General features: G+C 68.7%; 18 protein-coding genes. 3 read left to right on the forward strand and 15 right to left on the reverse strand.

What is annotated here, in order from left to right:
- Positions 1-113: 113 nt before the first annotated feature.
- Together hutI and hutU are read right to left on the reverse strand one after the other, a co-directional pair.
- Entirely contained in the window at positions 114-1,358 is a 1,245-nt protein-coding gene (gene hutI, locus AC0KXF_RS09145) for an imidazolonepropionase (protein ID WP_473108887.1), read from the reverse strand.
- Positions 1,359-1,386: 28 nt separating this feature from the next.
- Positions 1,387-3,114, reverse strand: a complete 1,728-nt coding sequence (gene hutU / locus AC0KXF_RS09150; protein WP_473108888.1) for a urocanate hydratase — start codon at positions 3,112-3,114, stop codon at positions 1,387-1,389.
- 137 nt (positions 3,115-3,251) lie between these two features.
- Here hutU and AC0KXF_RS09155 point away from each other — a divergent pair, with 137 nt between their 5' ends.
- Entirely contained in the window at positions 3,252-4,439 is a 1,188-nt protein-coding gene (locus AC0KXF_RS09155; protein WP_473108889.1) for a multidrug effflux MFS transporter, read from the forward strand.
- A 127-nt stretch (positions 4,440-4,566) separates the two neighbouring features.
- Here the strand turns inward: AC0KXF_RS09155 and AC0KXF_RS09160 are convergent, their stop codons facing one another.
- From AC0KXF_RS09160 to AC0KXF_RS09175, 4 genes are all read right to left on the reverse strand, one after another.
- Complete coding sequence (locus AC0KXF_RS09160; protein WP_473108890.1) at positions 4,567-6,285, reverse strand: dipeptide ABC transporter ATP-binding protein; 1,719 nt, start codon at positions 6,283-6,285, stop codon at positions 4,567-4,569.
- Complete coding sequence (locus AC0KXF_RS09165; RefSeq protein ID WP_473108891.1) at positions 6,282-7,265, reverse strand: ABC transporter permease; 984 nt, start codon at positions 7,263-7,265, stop codon at positions 6,282-6,284. Before AC0KXF_RS09165 ends, AC0KXF_RS09160 begins: the two co-directional genes overlap by 4 nt.
- On the reverse strand, positions 7,258-8,184 hold the full coding sequence (locus AC0KXF_RS09170; protein WP_473108892.1) for an ABC transporter permease: 927 nt from the start codon (positions 8,182-8,184) through the stop codon (positions 7,258-7,260). The genes AC0KXF_RS09165 and AC0KXF_RS09170 overlap by 8 nt, the downstream gene beginning before the upstream one ends.
- A 202-nt stretch (positions 8,185-8,386) precedes the next feature.
- Entirely contained in the window at positions 8,387-10,006 is a 1,620-nt protein-coding gene (locus AC0KXF_RS09175; protein WP_473108893.1) for a peptide ABC transporter substrate-binding protein, read from the reverse strand.
- A gap of 242 nt (positions 10,007-10,248) precedes the next feature.
- Here AC0KXF_RS09175 and AC0KXF_RS09180 point away from each other — a divergent pair, with 242 nt between their 5' ends.
- Positions 10,249-11,034 (forward strand): CPBP family intramembrane glutamic endopeptidase, encoded by a 786-nt coding sequence (locus tag AC0KXF_RS09180; protein ID WP_473108894.1) that lies wholly within the window; start codon positions 10,249-10,251, stop codon positions 11,032-11,034.
- Here AC0KXF_RS09180 and AC0KXF_RS09185 read toward each other — a convergent pair.
- The 4 genes from AC0KXF_RS09185 to AC0KXF_RS09200 form a co-directional block, all read right to left on the reverse strand.
- Positions 11,031-11,747 carry a hypothetical protein gene (locus tag AC0KXF_RS09185; RefSeq protein WP_473108895.1) on the reverse strand — a complete coding sequence of 239 codons (717 nt, stop codon included), beginning with the start codon at positions 11,745-11,747 and terminating at the stop codon, positions 11,031-11,033. The genes AC0KXF_RS09180 and AC0KXF_RS09185 overlap by 4 nt on opposite strands.
- A gap of 57 nt (positions 11,748-11,804) precedes the next feature.
- Positions 11,805-12,728, reverse strand: a complete 924-nt coding sequence (locus tag AC0KXF_RS09190) for a homocysteine S-methyltransferase family protein (RefSeq protein ID WP_473108896.1) — start codon at positions 12,726-12,728, stop codon at positions 11,805-11,807.
- A gap of 92 nt (positions 12,729-12,820) precedes the next feature.
- Entirely contained in the window at positions 12,821-13,576 is a 756-nt protein-coding gene (locus AC0KXF_RS09195) for a phosphotransferase (protein ID WP_473108897.1), read from the reverse strand.
- A gap of 65 nt (positions 13,577-13,641) precedes the next feature.
- On the reverse strand, positions 13,642-14,397 hold the full coding sequence (locus tag AC0KXF_RS09200) for a GTP pyrophosphokinase (RefSeq protein WP_473108898.1): 756 nt from the start codon (positions 14,395-14,397) through the stop codon (positions 13,642-13,644).
- 183 nt (positions 14,398-14,580) lie between these two features.
- On the opposite strand from AC0KXF_RS09200, the gene AC0KXF_RS09205 reads away from it, so the two are divergent.
- Positions 14,581-14,973 (forward strand): VOC family protein, encoded by a 393-nt coding sequence (locus AC0KXF_RS09205; protein ID WP_473108899.1) that lies wholly within the window; start codon positions 14,581-14,583, stop codon positions 14,971-14,973.
- Between the two features lie 49 nt (positions 14,974-15,022).
- On the opposite strand, the gene AC0KXF_RS09210 is transcribed toward AC0KXF_RS09205, so the two are convergent.
- The 5 genes from AC0KXF_RS09210 to AC0KXF_RS09230 form a co-directional block, all read right to left on the reverse strand.
- Positions 15,023-15,526 carry a GNAT family N-acetyltransferase gene (locus AC0KXF_RS09210; RefSeq protein WP_473108900.1) on the reverse strand — a complete coding sequence of 168 codons (504 nt, stop codon included), beginning with the start codon at positions 15,524-15,526 and terminating at the stop codon, positions 15,023-15,025.
- 46 nt (positions 15,527-15,572) lie between these two features.
- Positions 15,573-16,382, reverse strand: a complete 810-nt coding sequence (locus tag AC0KXF_RS09215) for an alpha/beta fold hydrolase (RefSeq protein ID WP_473108901.1) — start codon at positions 16,380-16,382, stop codon at positions 15,573-15,575.
- A 35-nt stretch (positions 16,383-16,417) separates the two neighbouring features.
- Positions 16,418-16,849, reverse strand: a complete 432-nt coding sequence (locus AC0KXF_RS09220) for a VOC family protein (RefSeq protein ID WP_473108902.1) — start codon at positions 16,847-16,849, stop codon at positions 16,418-16,420.
- Between the two features lie 195 nt (positions 16,850-17,044).
- Positions 17,045-17,992, reverse strand: coding sequence for an NAD-dependent epimerase/dehydratase family protein (locus AC0KXF_RS09225; RefSeq protein WP_473108903.1), 948 nt, complete (start codon positions 17,990-17,992; stop codon positions 17,045-17,047).
- Between the two features lie 175 nt (positions 17,993-18,167).
- Entirely contained in the window at positions 18,168-18,389 is a 222-nt protein-coding gene (locus tag AC0KXF_RS09230) for a hypothetical protein (protein ID WP_473108904.1), read from the reverse strand.
- Positions 18,390-18,429: the final 40 nt, after the last annotated feature.

Consider the following 18,429-nt stretch of genomic DNA (forward strand, 5'->3'; position numbering starts at 1 on the left):
CCCCACTCCGCCTGCGCCCCACCCTGCCCCGCAACGAACCGGCCAGAAATTATCGAGTCAGCCCGAAACTTGCGTGAATCGTGGGTCGGCTCGCACAGAACGGGCCGGCTCGATCACCGCGGGGCGCGATCCTCCTGCACGATCCGTTCGCCGGCCCGCCACACCGCCACGGTGAGCGGCATCCCCGGCCGATAGGCCAGGTGGGTCGCCGACGGCGCCTCGAGCAGTTGCAGGTCGGCCCGGGCACCGGGCGCTACGACGCCGACGCGCGCCTGAGAGACGCCGCGCGGATCCCGCCAGCCGTCCTCGTGTATACCGAGCGCCATCGCTCCCCCGAGTGTCGCCGCGCGCACGGCCTCCTGCACCGTGAGCCGCATCTGCAGCACGGCGGTCGCCACGCCGAAGCCCATCGAGCTGGTGTACGACGTGCCCGGATTGCAGTTCGACGCGATCGCCAGCACGACTCCCGCGTCGAGCAGTTCGCGAGCCGGGGCCAGGGGCATGCGGGTCGAGAGGTCGCACGCGGGCAGCACCGTGGCGACGGTGCCGCGCGATCCGCCGTCCCACGATCCCGCGAGCGTCGCGATGTCGTCATCGCTCAGGAACCCGAGGTGGTCGACGCTGAGCGAGCCGTGCTCCACGGCCAGCCGCACGCCGGGTCCGTGGCCGAGTTGGTTGCCGTGCACGCGGGTATCGAGGCCGGCGGCGAGCGCCGTCTCGAGCACGCTGCGCGACGCGGCCTCGTCGAAGGCGCCGGTCTCGCAGAACACGTCCACGGCGCTCACGTGGGGTGCGACGGCCTCGAGCATCGGGCCGGTGACGAGGTCGAGATAGGATGCGGGATCCTCCCCCGCCGGCACCACGTGCGCCCCCAGGAAGGTGACCGCGTCGACCTGCTCGCCCGCGAGGCGGGCGGCGCGCACCTCGTCGGCGACGGTGAGCCCGTAGCCCGTCTTGGTCTCGAGCGTCGTGGTGCCGCCGCGTCGCGCCTCGGCGACGAGTCGCTCGAGGTTCGCGGCGAGCATCGCGTCGGACGCCGCTCGGGTCGCCTCCACCGTGACGTTGATGCCCCCGGCAGCGTAGGCCTCGCCCGCCATGCGCGCCTCGAACTCCGCGGTGCGGTCGCCGGCGAACACCATGTGTGTGTGCGAGTCGACCCAGCCGGGCAGCACCGCGCGACCTGCGGCGTCGAAACGCTCGTCCGCGGCCGGGGCCTCGGCCGCCGGGCCGACCCACGCGATCCGCTCGCCGTCGATCACCACGGCGGCGTCGTGCAGGCGGCCCCCGATCCCCTCCCCGATCTCCGGGACGTTCGTCGTCAGCTCGCCGATGTTCTCGATCAGCAGTGTGCGAGTCATCACTCTCCCAGCCTTCGCCGCACGCGGCCTACCAGGCACGGTCGTGGTTCCGGATGGTCGGCGACAGCGGCACTCGCACCCCGCGCTCCGCGGCGGTCTCGGCGGCGCGCTCGTAGCCGGCATCGACGTGCCGGATCACCCCCATGCCCGGATCGTTGGTGAGCAGGCGCTCGAGCTTCTCGGCGGCCAGTTCCGTGCCGTCGGCCACCGACACCTGGCCGGTGTGAATGGAGCGCCCCATCCCGACCCCGCCTCCGTGGTGGATCGACACCCAGGTCGCACCGGAGGACGCGGCCGTCAGCGCATTGAGCAGCGGCCAGTCGGCGATCGCATCGGATCCGTCGGCCATCGCCTCGGTCTCGCGGTACGGCGAGGCGACCGATCCCGAATCCAGATGGTCGCGGCCGATGACGATCGGGGCCGAGACCCGGCCCTCGGCGACGAGGCGGTTGAACAGCAGGCCCGCCTGGTGGCGCTCGCCGTAGCCGAGCCAGCAGATGCGGGCCGGGAGACCCTCGAACTCCACGCGCTCCGCCGCGGCGTCGAGCCAGTGGTGCAGGTGCTTGTTCTCGGGGAACAGCTCCTTCAGCGCCTCGTCGGTGACGCGGATGTCCTCGGGATCGCCCGAGAGCGCCGCCCAGCGGAACGGTCCGAGGCCCTCGCAGAACAGCGGCCGGATGTAGGCCGGCACGAAGCCCGGGAACTCGAAGGCGCGGTCGTAGCCGCCCTTGCGGGCCTCGTCGCGGATCGAGTTGCCGTAATCGAAGACCTCGGCGCCCGCGTCCTGGAACTCGACCATAGCCCGGACGTGCGCGGCCATCGACGCCTGCGCGTCGCGCGTGAACTGCTCGGGATCGGCCTCGGCCCGTGCGAGGCGTTCCTCGACGCGATACCCGATCGGCAGGTACGACAGCGGGTCGTGGGCACTCGTCTGGTCGGTGACGAGGTCGATCGTGATCTCGCCGGCGCGGTGGCGGCGCAGGATCTCGGGGAACACCTCGGCGGCGTTGCCGACGAGGCCGACGGACCAGCCGCGCCGCTCATCCTTCGCCTGCTGCACCTTCGCGAGCGCCTCATCGAGATCACCCGCGATCTCGTCGAGGTAGCGCTTGCCGGCCCGTCGTTCGAGCCTCGTCCTGTCGACGTCGACGATGAGACAGGCGCCGTCGTTGAGCGTGACCGCGAGCGGCTGGGCGCCGCCCATGCCGCCGCAGCCGGCTGTCAGGGTGATGGTGCCTGCGAGAGAGCCCTTGCCCTCGATGGTCTCGATGCGGTTCTGCCCTTGCAGCTTGCGGCCGGCGGCGGCGAAGGTCTCGTAGGTGCCCTGCAGGATCCCCTGGGTGCCGATGTAGATCCACGATCCCGCCGTCATCTGCCCGTACATCATGAGGCCCTCGGCCTCGAGCTTGCGGAACTCGGGCCACGTCGCCCAGTCGCCCACGAGGTTCGAGTTAGCGATGAGCACGCGCGGCGCCCACCTGCTGGTGCGGAACACACCCACCGGCTTGCCGGACTGCACGAGCAGGGTCTCGTCCTCCTCGAGGTCGCGCAGGGTATCGACGATCGCGTCGTAGGCCTCCCAGCTGCGGGCGGCCCTGCCGGTGCCGCCGTAGACGACGAGGTCGTCGGGGCGCTCTGCCACTTCGGGGTCGAGGTTGTTCATGAGCATGCGGAGCGGGGCCTCCGTCTGCCAGCTCTTGGCCGTGATCTCGGTACCGCGCGGTGCGCGGACGGGGCGGGCGCCGGGGAGAGCCATGGGTGATCCTTTCGTCGAGTCCGCGGGAACGCGGGATCATGTCCCCATTCCACCGCGCCTCGCGGCACGCGACAACGGGATTCGCACGCCCCGCGTCCGGAATCCCGGACACTGCGCGGATCGTATATGATCGGGAGATGTTCGCACGCGACCGACTCACGCCCGGATTGCTCGCGGTGCTCTCCTTCCTCGCGGCCGTCGGCCCCTTCGCGACCGACATGTACCTCGCGTCGTTCACATCGATCGCGACCGACCTGGGTGCCATACCCTCCTCGGTGCAGCTCACCCTCACCGCGTTCCTCATCGGCATGGGCACCGGTCAGCTGCTGCTGGGCCCACTCTCCGACCAGTGCGGCCGGCGCCCGGTGCTCGTGATCGCCCTCGGCGTCTTCGCCGCCTCGAGTATCGCGATGGTCTTCTCGCCGAACATCGGCATCTTCATCGCGCTCCGCGCCGTGCAGGGAATGTCGGGCGCGGCGGGCGTCGTCGTCTCCCGGGCCATCGCCGTCGACCTCACGAAGGGCGCCGACGCGATCCGCGCGATCAGCCTCATCGCGATGTTCGTCGGGCTCGGCCCGCTCCTCGCACCCCCGATCGGCGGCGCGATCCTCACTCTCGGCGACTGGCGCGCGGTGCTCGCGACCCTCGCCGCAATCGCCACGGCGATGTTCGCGCTCGCGCTGATCCTCGTCTCCGAATCGCTGCCCCGCGACCGCCGCGCCTCGTCCGGCGTGCGCACCGCCATGCACAACTTCGGCAGGCTGCTCGGCGACCCGCGGTTCCTGCTGCTCACCTGCGTATTCGGGCTCGGGTTCGGCAGCATGATGGCCTACATCTCGGCTTCGCCCTTCGTCGGGCAGACCATGCTCGGCATGCCGCCGCTGCTCTACTCGCTCGCCTTCGCGGCGGGCGCGTGCGCGATGATCCTCGCGAACATGGTGAACGCCCGCCTGGCCGGCAAGGTGCCCGCGTCCCGCATGCTGCTCATCGGCAGTGTGCTCTCGCTCGCCGCGGGCGCGACTCTCACCGCGTCCTCGCTCAGCGATACCCTGTCGCCGCCGCTCTTCATCGTCTGCGCCTTCGTGCTCACCGGAGGCACCGGGCTCATCATGTCGAACGCCAGCGCGCTCGCGCTGAGCCTGGCCGAGGCGTCTCGGGGAGCAGGATCGGCGCTGCTCGGTGCCGCCCAGTTCGCCGTGGGCGGTCTCGCGTCTCCCCTCGTCGGCGCCTGGGGCGAGCACACGGCTCTGCCGATGGCGGCATTCGTGCTCGGATCCGCGATCCTCGGCTGCGTCGGAGTGCTCGTCTACCGTCGCGGGGCCTGAGCGACCCGTTCCAGCACCGATCGACGTTCACTCACCTGTTTCCACGAGATCGAGGTGCGCGAACGTCGATCGGTGCATTCGGCTGCGCGCGCGAGCCCGGACCGGAGCCCCGGCCGGGCCCGCGTGCTCAGTTCACCCCGAGCTCGATCTGGGCGCCGGGGATCGCCGCGAGCAGGTTCTTCGTGTACTCCTGCTGCGGGTTCTCGAACACCTCCTCGGTGGTCGCCTGCTCGACGATGCGCCCCTGCTGCATCACGCACACGCGGTCGGCGATGAGCCGCACCACCGCGAGATCGTGCGTGATGAACAGGTAGGTGAGCCCCAGCTCCTGCTGCAGCTCGGCGAGCAGATCGAGGATCTGCGCCTGCACCAGCACGTCGAGCGCCGACACGGCCTCGTCGAGCACGAGGATGTCGGGCTTGAGCGCGAGCCCGCGCGCCACCGCGACGCGCTGCCGCTGCCCGCCCGAGAGCTCGTTCGGGTAGCGGCTCGCGAGCTCGCGCGGCAGGGCGACCTGGTCGAGCAGCTCGAGCATGCGAGCCCGACGGCTCGCCGCGTCGCCGACACCGTGGATCTTGAGCGGCTCCATGATGGTGTTGCCGATGTTGTGCAGCGGATCGAGCGATCCGTAGGGATCCTGGAAGACAGGCTGCAGCGTGCGCCGCAGATCGAACAGGTTGCGCCCCGAGATGCCCGCGGTGTTCTGGCCCGCGATCCGCACCTCTCCCGAGGTCGGCTTCTCGAGCTGCAGCACCATCTTCGCGATGGTCGACTTGCCCGAGCCCGACTCCCCGACGAGCGCCATGGTCTCGCCGCGGTTCACCGTGAACGACGCATCCGCTACGGCGTGGAAATCCTCGAAGCCGAAGTTGCCCTTGCGGATCTTGTAGACCTTGCCGAGCCCCTTCACCTCGATCATCGGCTCGCCGTGCTTCACGGTCGGCTTCTCCTCGTCGGCGAGCGCCGCGAGGTCGAACGACTCGGTGGGAGCCGGCGGCAGCTCGGAGTCGGAGCCGATGCGCCGAGATGCGAGGCTCGGTGCGGCGGAGACGAGGCGCTTCGTGTACGGGTGCTGGGGATGCTGCAGGATCTCGCGGCTCGGCCCCGACTCCACGATGTTGCCCTTGTACATGACGATCAGCTTCTCGGCGCGCTCGGCCGCGAGGCCGAGGTCGTGCGTGATGAACACGACAGCGGTGCCGAGCTCGCTCGTGAGCGACTCGAGGTGGTCGAGCACCACCCGCTGCACCGTCACGTCGAGCGCCGACGTCGGCTCGTCGGCGATCAGCAGCTGCGGGCTCGCCGCGAGGCCGATACCGATGAGCGCACGCTGCTTCATACCGCCCGAGAACTGGTGGGGGTACTGCTTCATGCGCTGCTCGGCGTTCTGCAGGCCGGCCTGCTCGAGCACCTCGACGGCGCGCTGCTTGACCTCCTTCCGCCCCTTCGCGAGCCCGTTGGCGCGGATCGCCTCCTCGACCTGGAAGCCGACCGACCAGACCGGGTTGAGGTTCGACATGGGGTCCTGGGGAACGAGGCCGATCTCGCGACCGCGGATGCGCTCCATGTCGCGACGTCCGATGCCGACGAGCTCCCGCCCGTTCCAGGTCACCGAGCCGCCGGTGGTGCGGCCGGTGCCGGGCAGCAGATTGATCACGGCGTGCATGGTGGTCGACTTGCCGGATCCCGACTCGCCGACGATGGCCACGGTCTCGCCGGGGTACACGTCGAAGGAGACGCCGTGCAGCACCTCGTTCGGTTCCTTCTTCGAGCCGAAGGCGACCCGCAGGTCGCGCACGCTCAGCAGCGGCTGCATGCTCTGTTCGTTCTGCGGTTCCGCGCTCATCGACGGGCCCTCGCCTTCGGGTCAAGCGCGTCGCGCACGGTCTCGCCGAGCAGGATGAACCCCAGCACGGTGACGGTGAGCGCGAGCGACGGGTAGATGAGGGGCATCGGATCGGTGCGCAGCGAGAGCTGCGCGGCGCTGATGTCGTTGCCCCAACTGATGAACTCGCCCGGGGGCAGGCCGACGCCGAGGAAGGACAGCGTCGCCTCGGCCACGATCGCCGACGACAGCGAGAGCGTGGTGACGACGATCGCGGGCGCCAGGGCGTTCGGCAGCACGTGCCGCACGAGCGTGGCGAAGCGCGAGAGGCCGAGCGACGCCGCCGCCATCACGAAGTCGGCGTTCTTCACCCGCAGGATCTCGCTTCGCACGATGCGCGCCGTGATGGGCCACTGGAAGCCGCCGATCGCGAAGGCGATCACGAGCGGGTTGCGGTAGTCCTGCATCACGCTCATCACGACGACTGCCGCGAGGATGTAGGGGATCGAGAAGAAGATGTCGCCGAGGCGCGAGAGCACCGTATCGGCCATCCCGCCGAAGAAGCCTGCGAGCGCTCCCGTGATCGTGCCCACCACGAAGGTGATGAGGATCACGATGAGACCGACGGACACCGAGGTGGAGGCACCGTAGATGATGCGCGCGTAGACGTCGTAGCCCTGCTTGGTGAACCCGAGCGGGTGACCCGCGGTGGGTTCGCCGTTGGAGTTCGCGAGCGAGCTCGCGCGCGGATCCACCTGCGTGAACATGCCGGGGAACAGCGCGACGAGCGCGACCACCAGGATGATCACGAGCGAGATCCAGAACATGGGGCGGCGGCGCATGTCGCGCCACGCGTCGAGCCACAGGTTCGACTTCTTCTCCTTGATGCGCACGGCATCGACGGGGGCAACCGGCACCTCTTCGACGGGAGCGACGAAGTGCTCGATGGGCGGACGCTGCGCGCGCCCGCGCTGGGGTGACTGATTCTGCGACTCAGGCATAGCGGATCCTCGGATCGAGCACGGCGTAGAGGAGGTCGACGACCAGGTTCACGCCGAGGTAGATGAGCACCATCACGGTGACGAAGGAGACGACGGTCGAGTTCTCGCCCTTCAGGATGGCCTGGAAGAGCACGTTGCCGACGCCGGGCACGTTGAAGATGCCCTCCGTGACCGTCGCGCCGACCATGAGCACACCGAAGTCCGTGGCGGTGTTGGTGATCGTCGGGATGAGCGAGTTGCGCAGCACGTGGACCGGCACGACCCGGTTGCGGCTGAGCCCCTTGGCGTAGGCGGTGCGCACGAAATCCTGGTTGAGGGTATCGATGACCGAGGCGCGGGTGAGGCGCATGCTCGTCGCGTAGAGGCTCACGCCGAGCACGATGGCGGGCAGCAGCAGATCCTGCACCGGAGCGCCCGAGCTCACCGTGGGCTTGAACCAGCCGAGTTTGAGGCCGAGGCCGAACTGGGCGATGAACGCGATCACGAAGATCGGGACGCTCAGGAAGAGCAGGCCGATGATCAGGTTGATGTTGTCGAAGAGCTTGCCCTTGCGCAGCCCCGAGAAGAGGCCGATGATCACGGCGAGCACGAGCGAGATGGCGATCGCCATGGCCGCGAGCTTGATGGTCACCGGGAAGGTGCGGGCGAGGATCTGCGACACCGGCTCCCCCGAGAAGCTGATGCCGAGGTCGCCGACGAAGATGCCCTTGAGGTAGAGCAGATACTGGATGAAGAAGGGCTGATCGAGATGGTACTGCTCGCGCACCCGCTCGAGTACCGCCGCGCTCGGCTGCTTGTCGCCGAACATCGCGGCGACCGGGTCGCCCGGCATGGCGAAGACCATGAAGTAGATGAGGAAGGTGGTTCCCAGCAGTACCGGGATCACCTGCAGCAGACGGAAGAGGATGTATCTCAGCATGCGCCGATACCTCCCCGTTCAGATTGGCTTGACATGTTGCGTATTCTCTCGCAATTGTTTTGGGATGCGAAGTCGGGGACGACAGTGTCTCCGACTCGAAGTGCTGTGACCGTCTCAAGGCCGAGCGCCCCGCTGAGCGGGACTCCCGGCCTTGAGACGGTGCGAGGGCCCCGAGCCAGCGGCCCGGGACCCTCGTGAGAGGTCAGTTCTTGGTGATCTCGTTGAAGATCGGCACCGAGTTCCAACCGAATTCCACGTTGTCGACGCTCTCGCTGTAGCCGCCGGTCGTGCCCTGGTACCACAGCGGGATCGAGGGCATGTCCTCGAGCAGGATCTCCTGGGCTTCGTTCAGCTTCTGGTTGCGAGCATCGTGATCGCTCTCCTGCACGGCCTCGTCGAGCAGGGCGTCGAACTCGGGGTTCGAGTAGAAGCCGTGGTTCGAGCTGGCGCCCGTGTAGTAGAGCGGCTGCATGTAGTTGTACGCGCCCGGGTAGTCGCCCTGCCAGCCGGCACGGAACGGACCGCCGACCACATCGGCCTCGCGGTCATCGAGGAATGCCGCGAAGGTCGGGTAGAGCTTCGGCGCTGCGGAGACGCCCAGGTTCGTGGCCCACTGGTTCGCGACGGCTTCGACCCACACCTGGTGCGGGCCGTCGGAGTTCGTCGCGACCTCGATCGTGCCCTCGAAGGGGCTGATCGCGTCGGCCTCGGCCCACAGCTTCTTCGCCTCGTCGAGGTTGAAGTCCAGCTTCTCCGAGCCCTTGAGGTCCTCGGCGTAGCCGTCGACGACGGGCGAGGTGAAGTCCTCGGCCGGCACGTTGGTGCCCTCGAAGATCACGTCGATGATCTCCTCGCGATCCACCGCCATCGAGAGTGCGGCGCGGCGCAGCTTGCCCTCCTCGTCCATGCCGAAGTGCGGCAGGCTGGTCGAGATGGTGAGCGTGGTGGTCAGCGCACCCGCCTGGTTGATGGCGCGGTCGCCGAGCTCGTCCTGGAACACCGCGAACGAGGTATCGGGGATCTGGTCGAGTACATCGAGGTTGCCGGCCTGCAGATCGGTGTAGGCCGCGTCGAGCGAGGCGTAGACCTTGAACTCGATGCCGTCGTTCTTGACCTCGCGCGGGCCGACGTAGGTGTCGTTCTTCACGAGGCTGATCGACTCGTCGTGCTTCCAGGCGCCCTCGCCGTCGAGCTTGTACAGACCGTTGCCGATCGGGTTCTGGCCGAAGGCCTCCATGTCCTCGAACGCGACATCGGGCAGCGGGTAGTAGGCCGAGTAGCCCAGGCGGTCGGGGAAGTCGGGGCTCGCCTCGATCGTGAAGGTGTGATCGTCGATGATCTTCAGACCCTCCATGGCCTCGACCGGCTCCGTCTCGCTGAAGCCCTTGATCGCGCTGAAGAAGTACTGGTTGCCGAGAGCGTTGTCGACGTTCGCGGCGTAGTTCCACGCATCGACGAAGTTCTTCGCGAGCACGGGGGTGCCGTCGGAGAAGACCGCATCGTCGCGGAGCTTGACCTCCCACAGCGTGTTGGTGTCGTTCTTGGGCTCGATCGACTCGGCGACGCCCATCTGGGTCGTGCCATCCGCGTCGTAGTAGACCAGGCCCTCCCAGAGCGCGTCGACGACCTTGCCGCCGCCGACCTCGGTGGTGTCGGCCGGAATCAGGCCCTTCTGCGGCTCGGTGTTGTTGACGGTGATGATGCCGCCGGTGGCCTCGCCGCCCTCGTCCGAACCTCCGCCGTTCGACGCGCAACCCGACAGCGCGAGTGCACCCGCTGCCGCCAGCGCGATGAACCCGAAGCCAATCCTTGATCGCTTCACTAGGTTTCCTCCTTGAAAGTTCCACCCCGGCGCGGGCACGCCTCGGCGAGATCCGCCCCCGGGAGTGAATTCGATTAACTCCCCCAGCCTAACCAGCGCCGAGGGCCCGTCCTGACAAAAACGGGCTCGTAACGGCATCGTGATCGAGGTCTGTAGGTCTCCGAAAAAGTTTGCCCGCCAGCGGCGACCCCGACTGTGCGAAATCACCATGTTCTGCAGCTGAGCGGGGATACGCTGGTGCCGTGGCCGCTCACTCTTCACCCGCGAAACTGCGCTGGGAACTCGTCATCGTGCTCGCGCTCTCCTTCGGCGCATCCGGCGTCTACGCGATCGTGACGATCATCGAGCGTCTGACGCGGGAGACGGCACTGGCCTCCCAGACCGCGACGATCAACCGACCCCTGGCGGAGCGCCCGCTCTTCGACCTGATCTACCAGTTGCTGGGCTTCGCCTTCGGCCTCGCGCCCGTAGCACTCGTCGTCTTTCTGCTGTGGCGGGAGCGCCGCCCGCATCTGGCCGCGCTCGGGCTGGGGCGTGCGGGAGACGGCACTCGCCATCGCTGGTGGCCGCGCGAGGTCGCGGGCGGATTCGCCCTCGCCGCGCTCATCGGGATCCCCGGCCTCGGGTTCTATCTGTTCGCGAAGTGGATCGGGATCAACACCACCGTCGTGCCGACTGCGCTCGACGCTTTCTGGTGGACCGTTCCCGTGCTCGTGCTGCAGGCGCTCAAGGCGGCGCTGGGAGAAGAGCTGATCGTCGTGGCCTACTTCTTCGATCGCATGCGCCGGCTGGGGGTGGGGCCGGTGGCCACCATCGTCTCGAGCGCACTGCTGCGCGGCAGCTACCACCTCTACCAGGGCTTCGGCGGCTTCATCGGCAACGTGGTGATGGGCCTCGTGTTCGGCTGGGTCTATCAGCGCTGGGGCCGTTCCCTCCCCCTCATCGTGGCCCACTGGATCCTCGACATCGTCAGCTTCGCGGGATACCCGCTGGCTCTTGCGCTCTGGCCGGCGCTCTTCGCGGCCTAGCGGATCGTCTTCACCCAGGCGTCGACGAGACCCCACACCTCGTCATACAGCTCAGGGGCTTCAGCGCACCGCTCAGCTGGCTTGAGCACCTCGTAGCCGCTCTCGGTCTTCGTGGCGCCCCAGCCCTGCCGCATCGCCGCGCAGGAGTCGGGGAAGGAGTTCAGCAGATCCGAGTTGAGCACGAGATTGGTGTTGTCGGGAATGGTGAAACTGATCGAACCGAAGCGTTGCGAGATCTGCGACGTCGCGTTCCACGGCCCGATATTCATGTCGTAGGTCGCTCCGACTTCGACCTGGGGCGGGCCGTCGGGCTCCGCGTCTTCCCCATCCGCGTCCGCGTCGGCTTCGGGCTCCGCATCCGGTGTCGTCGGCTGAGACGGGGTGTCGGGTGTCTGCGTCGTGGTGGGCTCGGTCACCGGCGGCGGTTCCTCCTGCGCACCGCGTGCGAGATTCACCACCACGATCGAAGCGATGAGCGCGATGAGCGCGATGATGCCCACCACGATCCATGGCTTCGCCTGCGCCGCGCGGTCGCCGGCCTGGGTGCTCGCGCCCGCGGGGCCCGTGCGTTTGCCAGTCGGCAGCTGGGAAGTACGCACGCGCTCCGCCTGCTCGTGCGCGAGGCGTTCGCGCGCGGGCACGGGGGCCGGTGTCGACTCCGGGGCGTCGTCGTTCGACGCCCCGAACAGCTCCTCGAATGGGTCTCTACTCACGACACCAGCCTAACCACAACAGCTGGTCGCTCCGTAACCGCGCGGCAGGAAGCGCGGTTAGGCCAGCCTCGCCGCGAGTGCGGCGACATGCGGAGTGTCGGTGCCGCAGCACCCTCCGAAGATACTCGCGTTGGGCGCCAGATCGCGCAGCCCCGCTTCGAGCGCTGCGAAGGCGTCGGGAGCCTCGCCGGGCCCGTCGTCGCCGTCGTGAGCCGCGTTCAGCCGGAAGCCGATCAGCCGGCCCAGCTCCGCACTGCCCGCGCAGGCCGCGAGTCCCTCTGCGACAGCGGAGGGGTGAGCGCAGTTCACGAGGAAACCGAGCGCGGCGTTCTCAGTCCCGGCGTCGACGGCGGCGATGGCCTCCGCGAGGGTGCTGCCGTCAGCCATCAGCCCGTCCTCGCCCACGACGAAGGAGACCGCGGCGGGGATACTGGAGGCCTGCGCGGCTCGCACCACTCCGATGCCCTCGGCCGCATCGAGCGTCGTAATGGCCGTCACACGATCCGCGCCGGCTTCGGCCAGCGCGCGAACCTGGGGCGCGTGATACTCCTCGGCCTCCGCCGGCGTCATGCGGCGTCCCTCGATGTAGTGGTCGTCGAAGCGCGGGCCGACGCAGCCGTTGATCACGGCCTCGACCGAGCCGCCTCCCTCGTTCTCCACGAGCTCTCGCAGCAGGGCCACCGCGTCGGCGTTCAGCGCGTCGAGCGCTTCCTGGTCGTAGCCGAGACGCTCGCCCCAATCGGTGTTCGCACGCCACGTGGCGGTGTCGAGCACGATGGGCAGCCGGTGCTCGACCGCCAGGCGCAGGAACGGGCGGTAGTAGTCGCGAAGCGCCTCGCGCCCCTCGGCGGAGTCGAGCAGTATGAACGCCGCGAACTCCGGCAATCGCTGCCCCAGCCGTTCTGTCAACGCGGTCTCGATCCCGCCGTCGGCGAGACCGACCCCGGTCGCAGTGGCACCCGTCACGCCCGTCGTCGTCATGCTTGCGCTCCTCACGAGGCCGCGCCGTGCGGCACTCCCCGATCCCAGTGTTGCACATGCTCCGAGCCACGATGCCTCGCAGCGTAACGTCTTTACAACGCGCGCCGGATCGATTCCCTGCGCCCCGAGAACCCCCGTACCCGTTCCAGGTGACGATCCATCACACCGGAATCACGCAGCGCGATGGTGCCGGGATCGCCCCGCTCGATCCCCGTTCTCCACCGCTGAGCGATGAGCTCCATGCGCGCATCGACCGCGTCGAGCAGTTCGCCGGGGTCGACCTCGCCGTACGAATCCGCGGCGAGCGCGATCCTGCGCGCCGCATCGGCAACGGGGATCTCGCGCAGCAGCGGCACCCCCGACCAGCAGAGGAACGCGAGGTCGTCGATCGGTCGGCCGGGGCCCGCCCGATCCCAGTCGATCATGCCTGCGAAGCCGTCGTCGACCACGACCCAGTTGTACAGGCCGGGATCGTTGTGGCAGATCAGTTCGTCGTCGCCGAGATCCCGCACCCCCTGCCGCCACTCCACGGCGCCGGGGCGGAAGTCGCGCACCGCATCGTGGAAGCGCCTCAACCAGGCTGCGGCCTCCCCGAGCGCGCGGTCGCTCGCCTGCTCGGATTCGGGATCGAGCGTCTCGCCCGGCAGATAGTCGAGCACCTCGAGGCCGTCGGCGTCGAAACCGTGCACGCGCGGCACCCCGTCGAGCCCTCGCTCGTGCAGATGCCCGAGCAGCGCGTGCACCGCCGGCGTCCAGGGCCCGGTCGGTCGATGCACGCGGATCTCACCCTCCGGCGCCCGTCTGCGCCACACGCCGCCCGATCCACCCGGCAGATGCTCGTTCTCCACGCATCGACCCTACCGCCGTGCGCCGGGATCCACGGCTGCGAGGGGCGCGACCGACAACGGCTCCCCTATGCGCGGTGCACGCGCTCCGAGACGCTGCGCAGATCGATCGGCGAGGTCGGCGGCAGCTGCTGCTCGCCGTGCACCTGCATGTGCAACCGCTCCATGCGCGTGTCGAGTTCTGCGGCGGCCTCGGCCGCACGACGGAGTTCGTCGGTCAGGGCGTGCGGCACCTGACGGGCGTACTTGTAGTAGATCTTGTGCTCGAGACTCGCCCAGAAGTCCATGGCGATGGTGCGGAACTGCACCTCGACGGGCACGTCCACCCGCCCGCTCGACAGGTAGACGGGTACCGAGATGATCGTGTGCAGGCTCTTGTACCCGTTGGGTTTGGGCTGCTCGATGTAGTCCTCGACCTCGAGCACCGTGATGTCGTCCTGCTGCGTGAGCAGGTCGAAGAGGCGGTACACGTCGCGGATGAAGGCGCAGGTGACCCGCACACCCGCGATGTCGTGGATCTCCCGGCGGATCTCGTCGAAGTCGGTGCCGAGCCCTCGGCGCTGCAACTTGTCGACGAGGCTGTCGACGGACTTCACCCTGCTCGAGACGTGCTCGATCGGGTTGTACTCGTGCATGTGCAGGAATTCCTCGCGCAGGATCGCGAGTTTCGTCTCGACCTCCTGCATCGCGAAGCGGTACTCGAGCAGAAACCGCTGCATCTGGTCGCCGAGGGTGCGAAGCGCGCTGGCCGAGATGGTGATCTCGTCGTCGTTCTCCTCCTCGTCCGAGCTCGGATCAAAGCTGTCGACTGCGGCATTGCTCATGGGGCACAGGCTAGCGGGCCGACGTCGGAAGGGGCTGAGACTCCCGGCGTTCGGGCTCCGGTTCCCCCGGTTGGCCCTCGGACGCGGGCGCGGCTGGGTCCGCAGACGGGCCTCAGGAGCGGGCCCGAGCCCGAAAAGGCAAGGCCCTTCCGCCGGCACGCGAACCGCCCTACACTGCCCGGCATGAGCACATCCATCCGCGCCACCCGCCATGTATACGCCCTCGACTGCCCCGATGCCGCGGCTCTCGCGCAGTTCTACGCGCGCCTGCTGGGGTGGCGAGCGGATTCGTCAGAGGAGGATCCCGACTGGGTGGACGTGGTTCCCCCGCAGGGCGAGAGCCCCGGCTTCTCGATCGCGTGCCAGGAAGTGCCCGACTACCGCGCCCCCGAGTGGCCGGCCGGCCCGATCCCGCAGCAGGCGCACCTCGATCTCTACGTCGATTCGATCGCCGAAGCCGCGCCCCTCGCAGAGGCCGCGGGCGCGGTGCGGCACGAGGTCCAGCCGAGCGAGGAGGGCACATTCATGGTCTTCCTCGATCCCGCCGGCCACCCGTTCTGCCTCTGCGAGAACTGATCCCGCGTCTCCGTGCCATCGGCGCCCGGGGCGCCCCCTCGGCCGCCCGTCACGCCCACGGGTTGGTCCAGAGCAGCACGCCGTAGGTCTCGCCGCCCGGAACCGGCACGAAGCCGAGATCCATGTAGAGCATCTTCGCCCGCACGTTGCGCCAGTCGACCGACAGGCTCACCCGCGGCACCTCGCGCACGCGCGCCGCGATGAGCAGTCGGCCGGTGAGCATGCGCCCGATCCCGCGCCCTCTCCACGCCTCGTGCGCCCAGACGCAGAACTCCGGCGTCACCGCGTCGATCCACCCGTACCCGGGCTCCTCCGCCGGCAGGTACAGCGCCCATGCCACACCCACCGGACCCTCGTGCGCCTGAGCGACCACACCGAAATCACCGCGCTCGGGCTCGAACCTCGTGTACCGGTCGAGATCGGGTCGCTCGCGCACCTGCTGCGGCGTGAACAGCGGCGTCTTCCAGTTGAAATTGCCGAGCGCCGCTTCGAGCAGCAGTTCTCCCTCGTCCTCACCGAGCGGGCGAGTCATGACCGGCGGAGGGATGCCCATGACCCATTATCACCCCGCGCCCGCCCGGGCCTCGCACCGCCCTCGGTCAGTCGTGCAGCAGGAAGGCTCGCAGCGCCGAGATGACCTCGTCGGGTTTCTCCGAGTGCACCCAGTGGCCGGCGCCCTTCACGGTCACCCGACGCGTGCGGGGGAAGAGGGCGCGCATCGCCGGGGCGTCCTCATCGGCGATGTAGTCGGACCGCTCTCCGCCGATCCACAGCACCGGGCCCGCGAACTGCAGGCCCGTCAGATCGGGGAACCCCATCACCTCCGATAGCTGTGCCCGCAGCAGCGCCAGATTCGGCTCCCACTCGAACCCCTGCTCGCTACGGCGCAGGTTCTGCAGCAGGAACCCCCGCACGCCGTCGTTCGGGATCGCGGCGCGCAGCGCGAGGTCCGCGTCAGAGCGCCGCTCGACGGTCGAGAGGTCGAGGCTTGCGAGCGAATCGAGCAGGTGGCGGAACTCGCCGCGCGAGGATCCCGAGGCGACCGGGGAGATATCGAGGATCGCGAGCCTGCGCACCAGGTCCGGATGGCGCAGCGCGAGCACCATGGCCGCCTTGCCGCCCATCGAGTGGCCGACCACGTCGACCGGGGCGCCCGCGAAGGCCGTACGGGCGTGCTCCGCGACGAGATCGGCGGTCTCGAGATAGTCGAAACCGTCGGTCCAGTCCGACTTGCCGTGATTGGGCAGGTCGACGAGCAGGCTCGCGGCCTCGGGTTCGAGACCCGCGGCGATCCTCGTGAGATTCTTGCCCCGACCGAAGAGGCCGTGCAGGAAGACGACGCGATGCTCGGCGTTCGCCGCGTCGCCGACCACGGTCGAGTGGATACGGGGCGGAGAGTGGTCAGTCACGCTTCCACGCTACTCCGCCCCGGCTCCGCTCGGAATCAGGCGCTCGCGCAGGAGAACGCCCACATCACCCCGAAGCGGTCGAAGACCTGGCCGTACCAGTCGCCCCAGGGCGCCCTCTCGAACGGCATGCCGATCTCCCCGCCCCCGTCGACGAGCTTCTGGATCAGGCCCTGCGCCTCCTCCGGCGTGTCCGTGGTGTAGAGCAGCGAGTAGGCGGTGCCGCGCACGGGGTAGTCGTTCTCGTCGTCCATAGCGTCGCCGCCGGCGATGACTCCGGCGCCTCCGGGCAGCACGAGCGTGGAGTGCGCGACGGCCTTCGGATCGAGTGTGAACGGCATCCCCTCCATCGGCGGCGCGTCGCCGTAGCGCATGATGTTCAGCTCACCGCCGAGAATATCGTGCCAGTGCTGCATGGCGTCGCCCGTCGTTCCCGGCAATGCGATGTAGGTTGCGAGTGACTGAGGCATGACGCGCTCCTTCGGTGTCCAGTGTCGGTACTCCCCCAGTATGCTCGCGCGGAGCCGATTGCAGAACCCCCATCGTGCGGCGTGGCAGACGACGTCATCGCATTGCGCCCGTCAGCGTCGCTCAGGCCCCGTCGTGCTCGGCCCGGAAGACGTGCACGAGAGCGTTCGCGTGTCCGTGCCCCATCCCCTGCTCCTTCAGGAACGCGACCTGCTCCGCGCGCGAGCCTCGTCGGCGATGATGCCGAGGCCCTCGCGATAGGTGGTCACGTCGAACCCGGGGAAGCGCGCTTTGAACTTCGACGAGTCGAAGTGGTTGTCGCTCGCGTACCGCGGCAGCAGTTCGCGGATCTCCTTCGCCTGCGCGTTGACGGCTCCAGACGCGGTCAGAACCCACTTCGGGATGACGTGGTAGCTCGGCTCGCGGTCGAATGCCGCCGCCGCCATCTCCACGAACTCGCGGTAGGTCGGCCGTTCGTCGTCGGCGGGCAGATGCCAGGTCTGCCCGTAGGCATCGGGGGTGTCGCCCAGCGCCGCGAGGCCGCGGCTCGCGTCGGGCGTCCAGATGAGGGTGCGCAGCCGGTCGTCGCGCACCGGCACGAGCGGCTTCTTGCCGGGGTGCAGCCGGTCGATGACGAGGGCGTTCGTGAAGCCCTGGGTGCGGCCCGGGCCGTAGAACTCGGGGGCTCGTGCGACCAGCACCGGGATGTCGCCCCGCGCCATCTCCTCGAGCACCATCGTCGCCATCTGCGCGCGGACGACACCCTTGCGTCCGAGCGGCTCGAACGGCGTCCGCTCGTCTTGAACACGGTCATCCTGCGGGTACATGTAGGTGTTGTCGAAGTAGGCGAACTTCGATCCGGCCGCGCGGGCCGCGTCGAGCGCGTTGCGGAGCATGGTCGGGAACTGCCGTTCCCACAGCTCGGTGTTCGCGGGCAGGCCGGCCGTGAAATACACGATGTCGCTCCCCTCGACCGCAGCTCGGGTCTGCTCTGCGTCGAGCAGGTCGGCGCGGGCGAGCGCGTCCGTCTCGTTGACCTTGCGGGGATTCCGACTCACCAGCCTCAGTTCGGTGTCGGATGTGCGGCGCAGCTCTCGCGCCAGTTCGACGGCGATCTGCCCGTTGGCCCCCAGAATCGTCTGCATTGCGGTCCTCGACTCCCCGTGCGAGCGGGCATTCGAGAGCGTTCGATACCCGGATCACACCTATGTTTACAGCGAGCACATTAAGTGTAGGCCGCATATGTGAGCACTGTCAACATGCGTCGATGATACGTGCATGACGACAGAGGGGCCCGGGGTTCGCCGGCAGGACTCGGGTTCAGCGGCGCTCGTTGCCGCGACGGTAATTGCCGGTGGCCCGGGCCAGCGCCTGCTGATCCCGCAGGGCTCCCCGCCCGAGCCGAGAGGCGAGTTTCGCGGCCGCCGCTCCCCGCACCACGGTCACCACCCGGCCGGCGCGACTGATGCGGACCTCGCCGCTCTTCGCGATCTCGTAGGCGAAGGGCTCCTCCGCGAGCCCGTCGGGCATCGTCTCAGGCATCACGATCCTTTCGCCGCCGAACAACCTGATCGCGGAGCCA

This window comes from Leucobacter holotrichiae (genome assembly GCF_055791005.1).

What these genes read in the sequence shown, in the direction of transcription:
- hutI (WP_473108887.1), bottom strand. Translation starts at nt 1,358, where the DNA reads ATGACTCGCACACTGCTGATCGAGAACATCGGCGAGCTGACGACGAAC.
- hutU (WP_473108888.1), bottom strand. Translation starts at nt 3,114, where the DNA reads ATGGCTCTCCCCGGCGCCCGCCCCGTCCGCGCACCGCGCGGTACCGAG.
- AC0KXF_RS09155 (WP_473108889.1), top strand. Translation starts at nt 3,252, where the DNA reads ATGTTCGCACGCGACCGACTCACGCCCGGATTGCTCGCGGTGCTCTCC.
- AC0KXF_RS09160 (WP_473108890.1), bottom strand. Translation starts at nt 6,285, where the DNA reads ATGAGCGCGGAACCGCAGAACGAACAGAGCATGCAGCCGCTGCTGAGC.
- AC0KXF_RS09165 (WP_473108891.1), bottom strand. Translation starts at nt 7,265, where the DNA reads ATGCCTGAGTCGCAGAATCAGTCACCCCAGCGCGGGCGCGCGCAGCGT.
- AC0KXF_RS09170 (WP_473108892.1), bottom strand. Translation starts at nt 8,184, where the DNA reads ATGCTGAGATACATCCTCTTCCGTCTGCTGCAGGTGATCCCGGTACTG.
- AC0KXF_RS09190 (WP_473108896.1), bottom strand. Translation starts at nt 12,728, where the DNA reads ATGACGACGACGGGCGTGACGGGTGCCACTGCGACCGGGGTCGGTCTC.
- AC0KXF_RS09200 (WP_473108898.1), bottom strand. Translation starts at nt 14,397, where the DNA reads ATGAGCAATGCCGCAGTCGACAGCTTTGATCCGAGCTCGGACGAGGAG.
- AC0KXF_RS09205 (WP_473108899.1), top strand. Translation starts at nt 14,581, where the DNA reads ATGAGCACATCCATCCGCGCCACCCGCCATGTATACGCCCTCGACTGC.
- AC0KXF_RS09210 (WP_473108900.1), bottom strand. Translation starts at nt 15,526, where the DNA reads ATGGGCATCCCTCCGCCGGTCATGACTCGCCCGCTCGGTGAGGACGAG.
- AC0KXF_RS09220 (WP_473108902.1), bottom strand. Translation starts at nt 16,849, where the DNA reads ATGCCTCAGTCACTCGCAACCTACATCGCATTGCCGGGAACGACGGGC.
- AC0KXF_RS09225 (WP_473108903.1), bottom strand. Translation starts at nt 17,992, where the DNA reads ATGCAGACGATTCTGGGGGCCAACGGGCAGATCGCCGTCGAACTGGCG.
- AC0KXF_RS09230 (WP_473108904.1), bottom strand. Translation starts at nt 18,389, where the DNA reads ATGCCTGAGACGATGCCCGACGGGCTCGCGGAGGAGCCCTTCGCCTAC.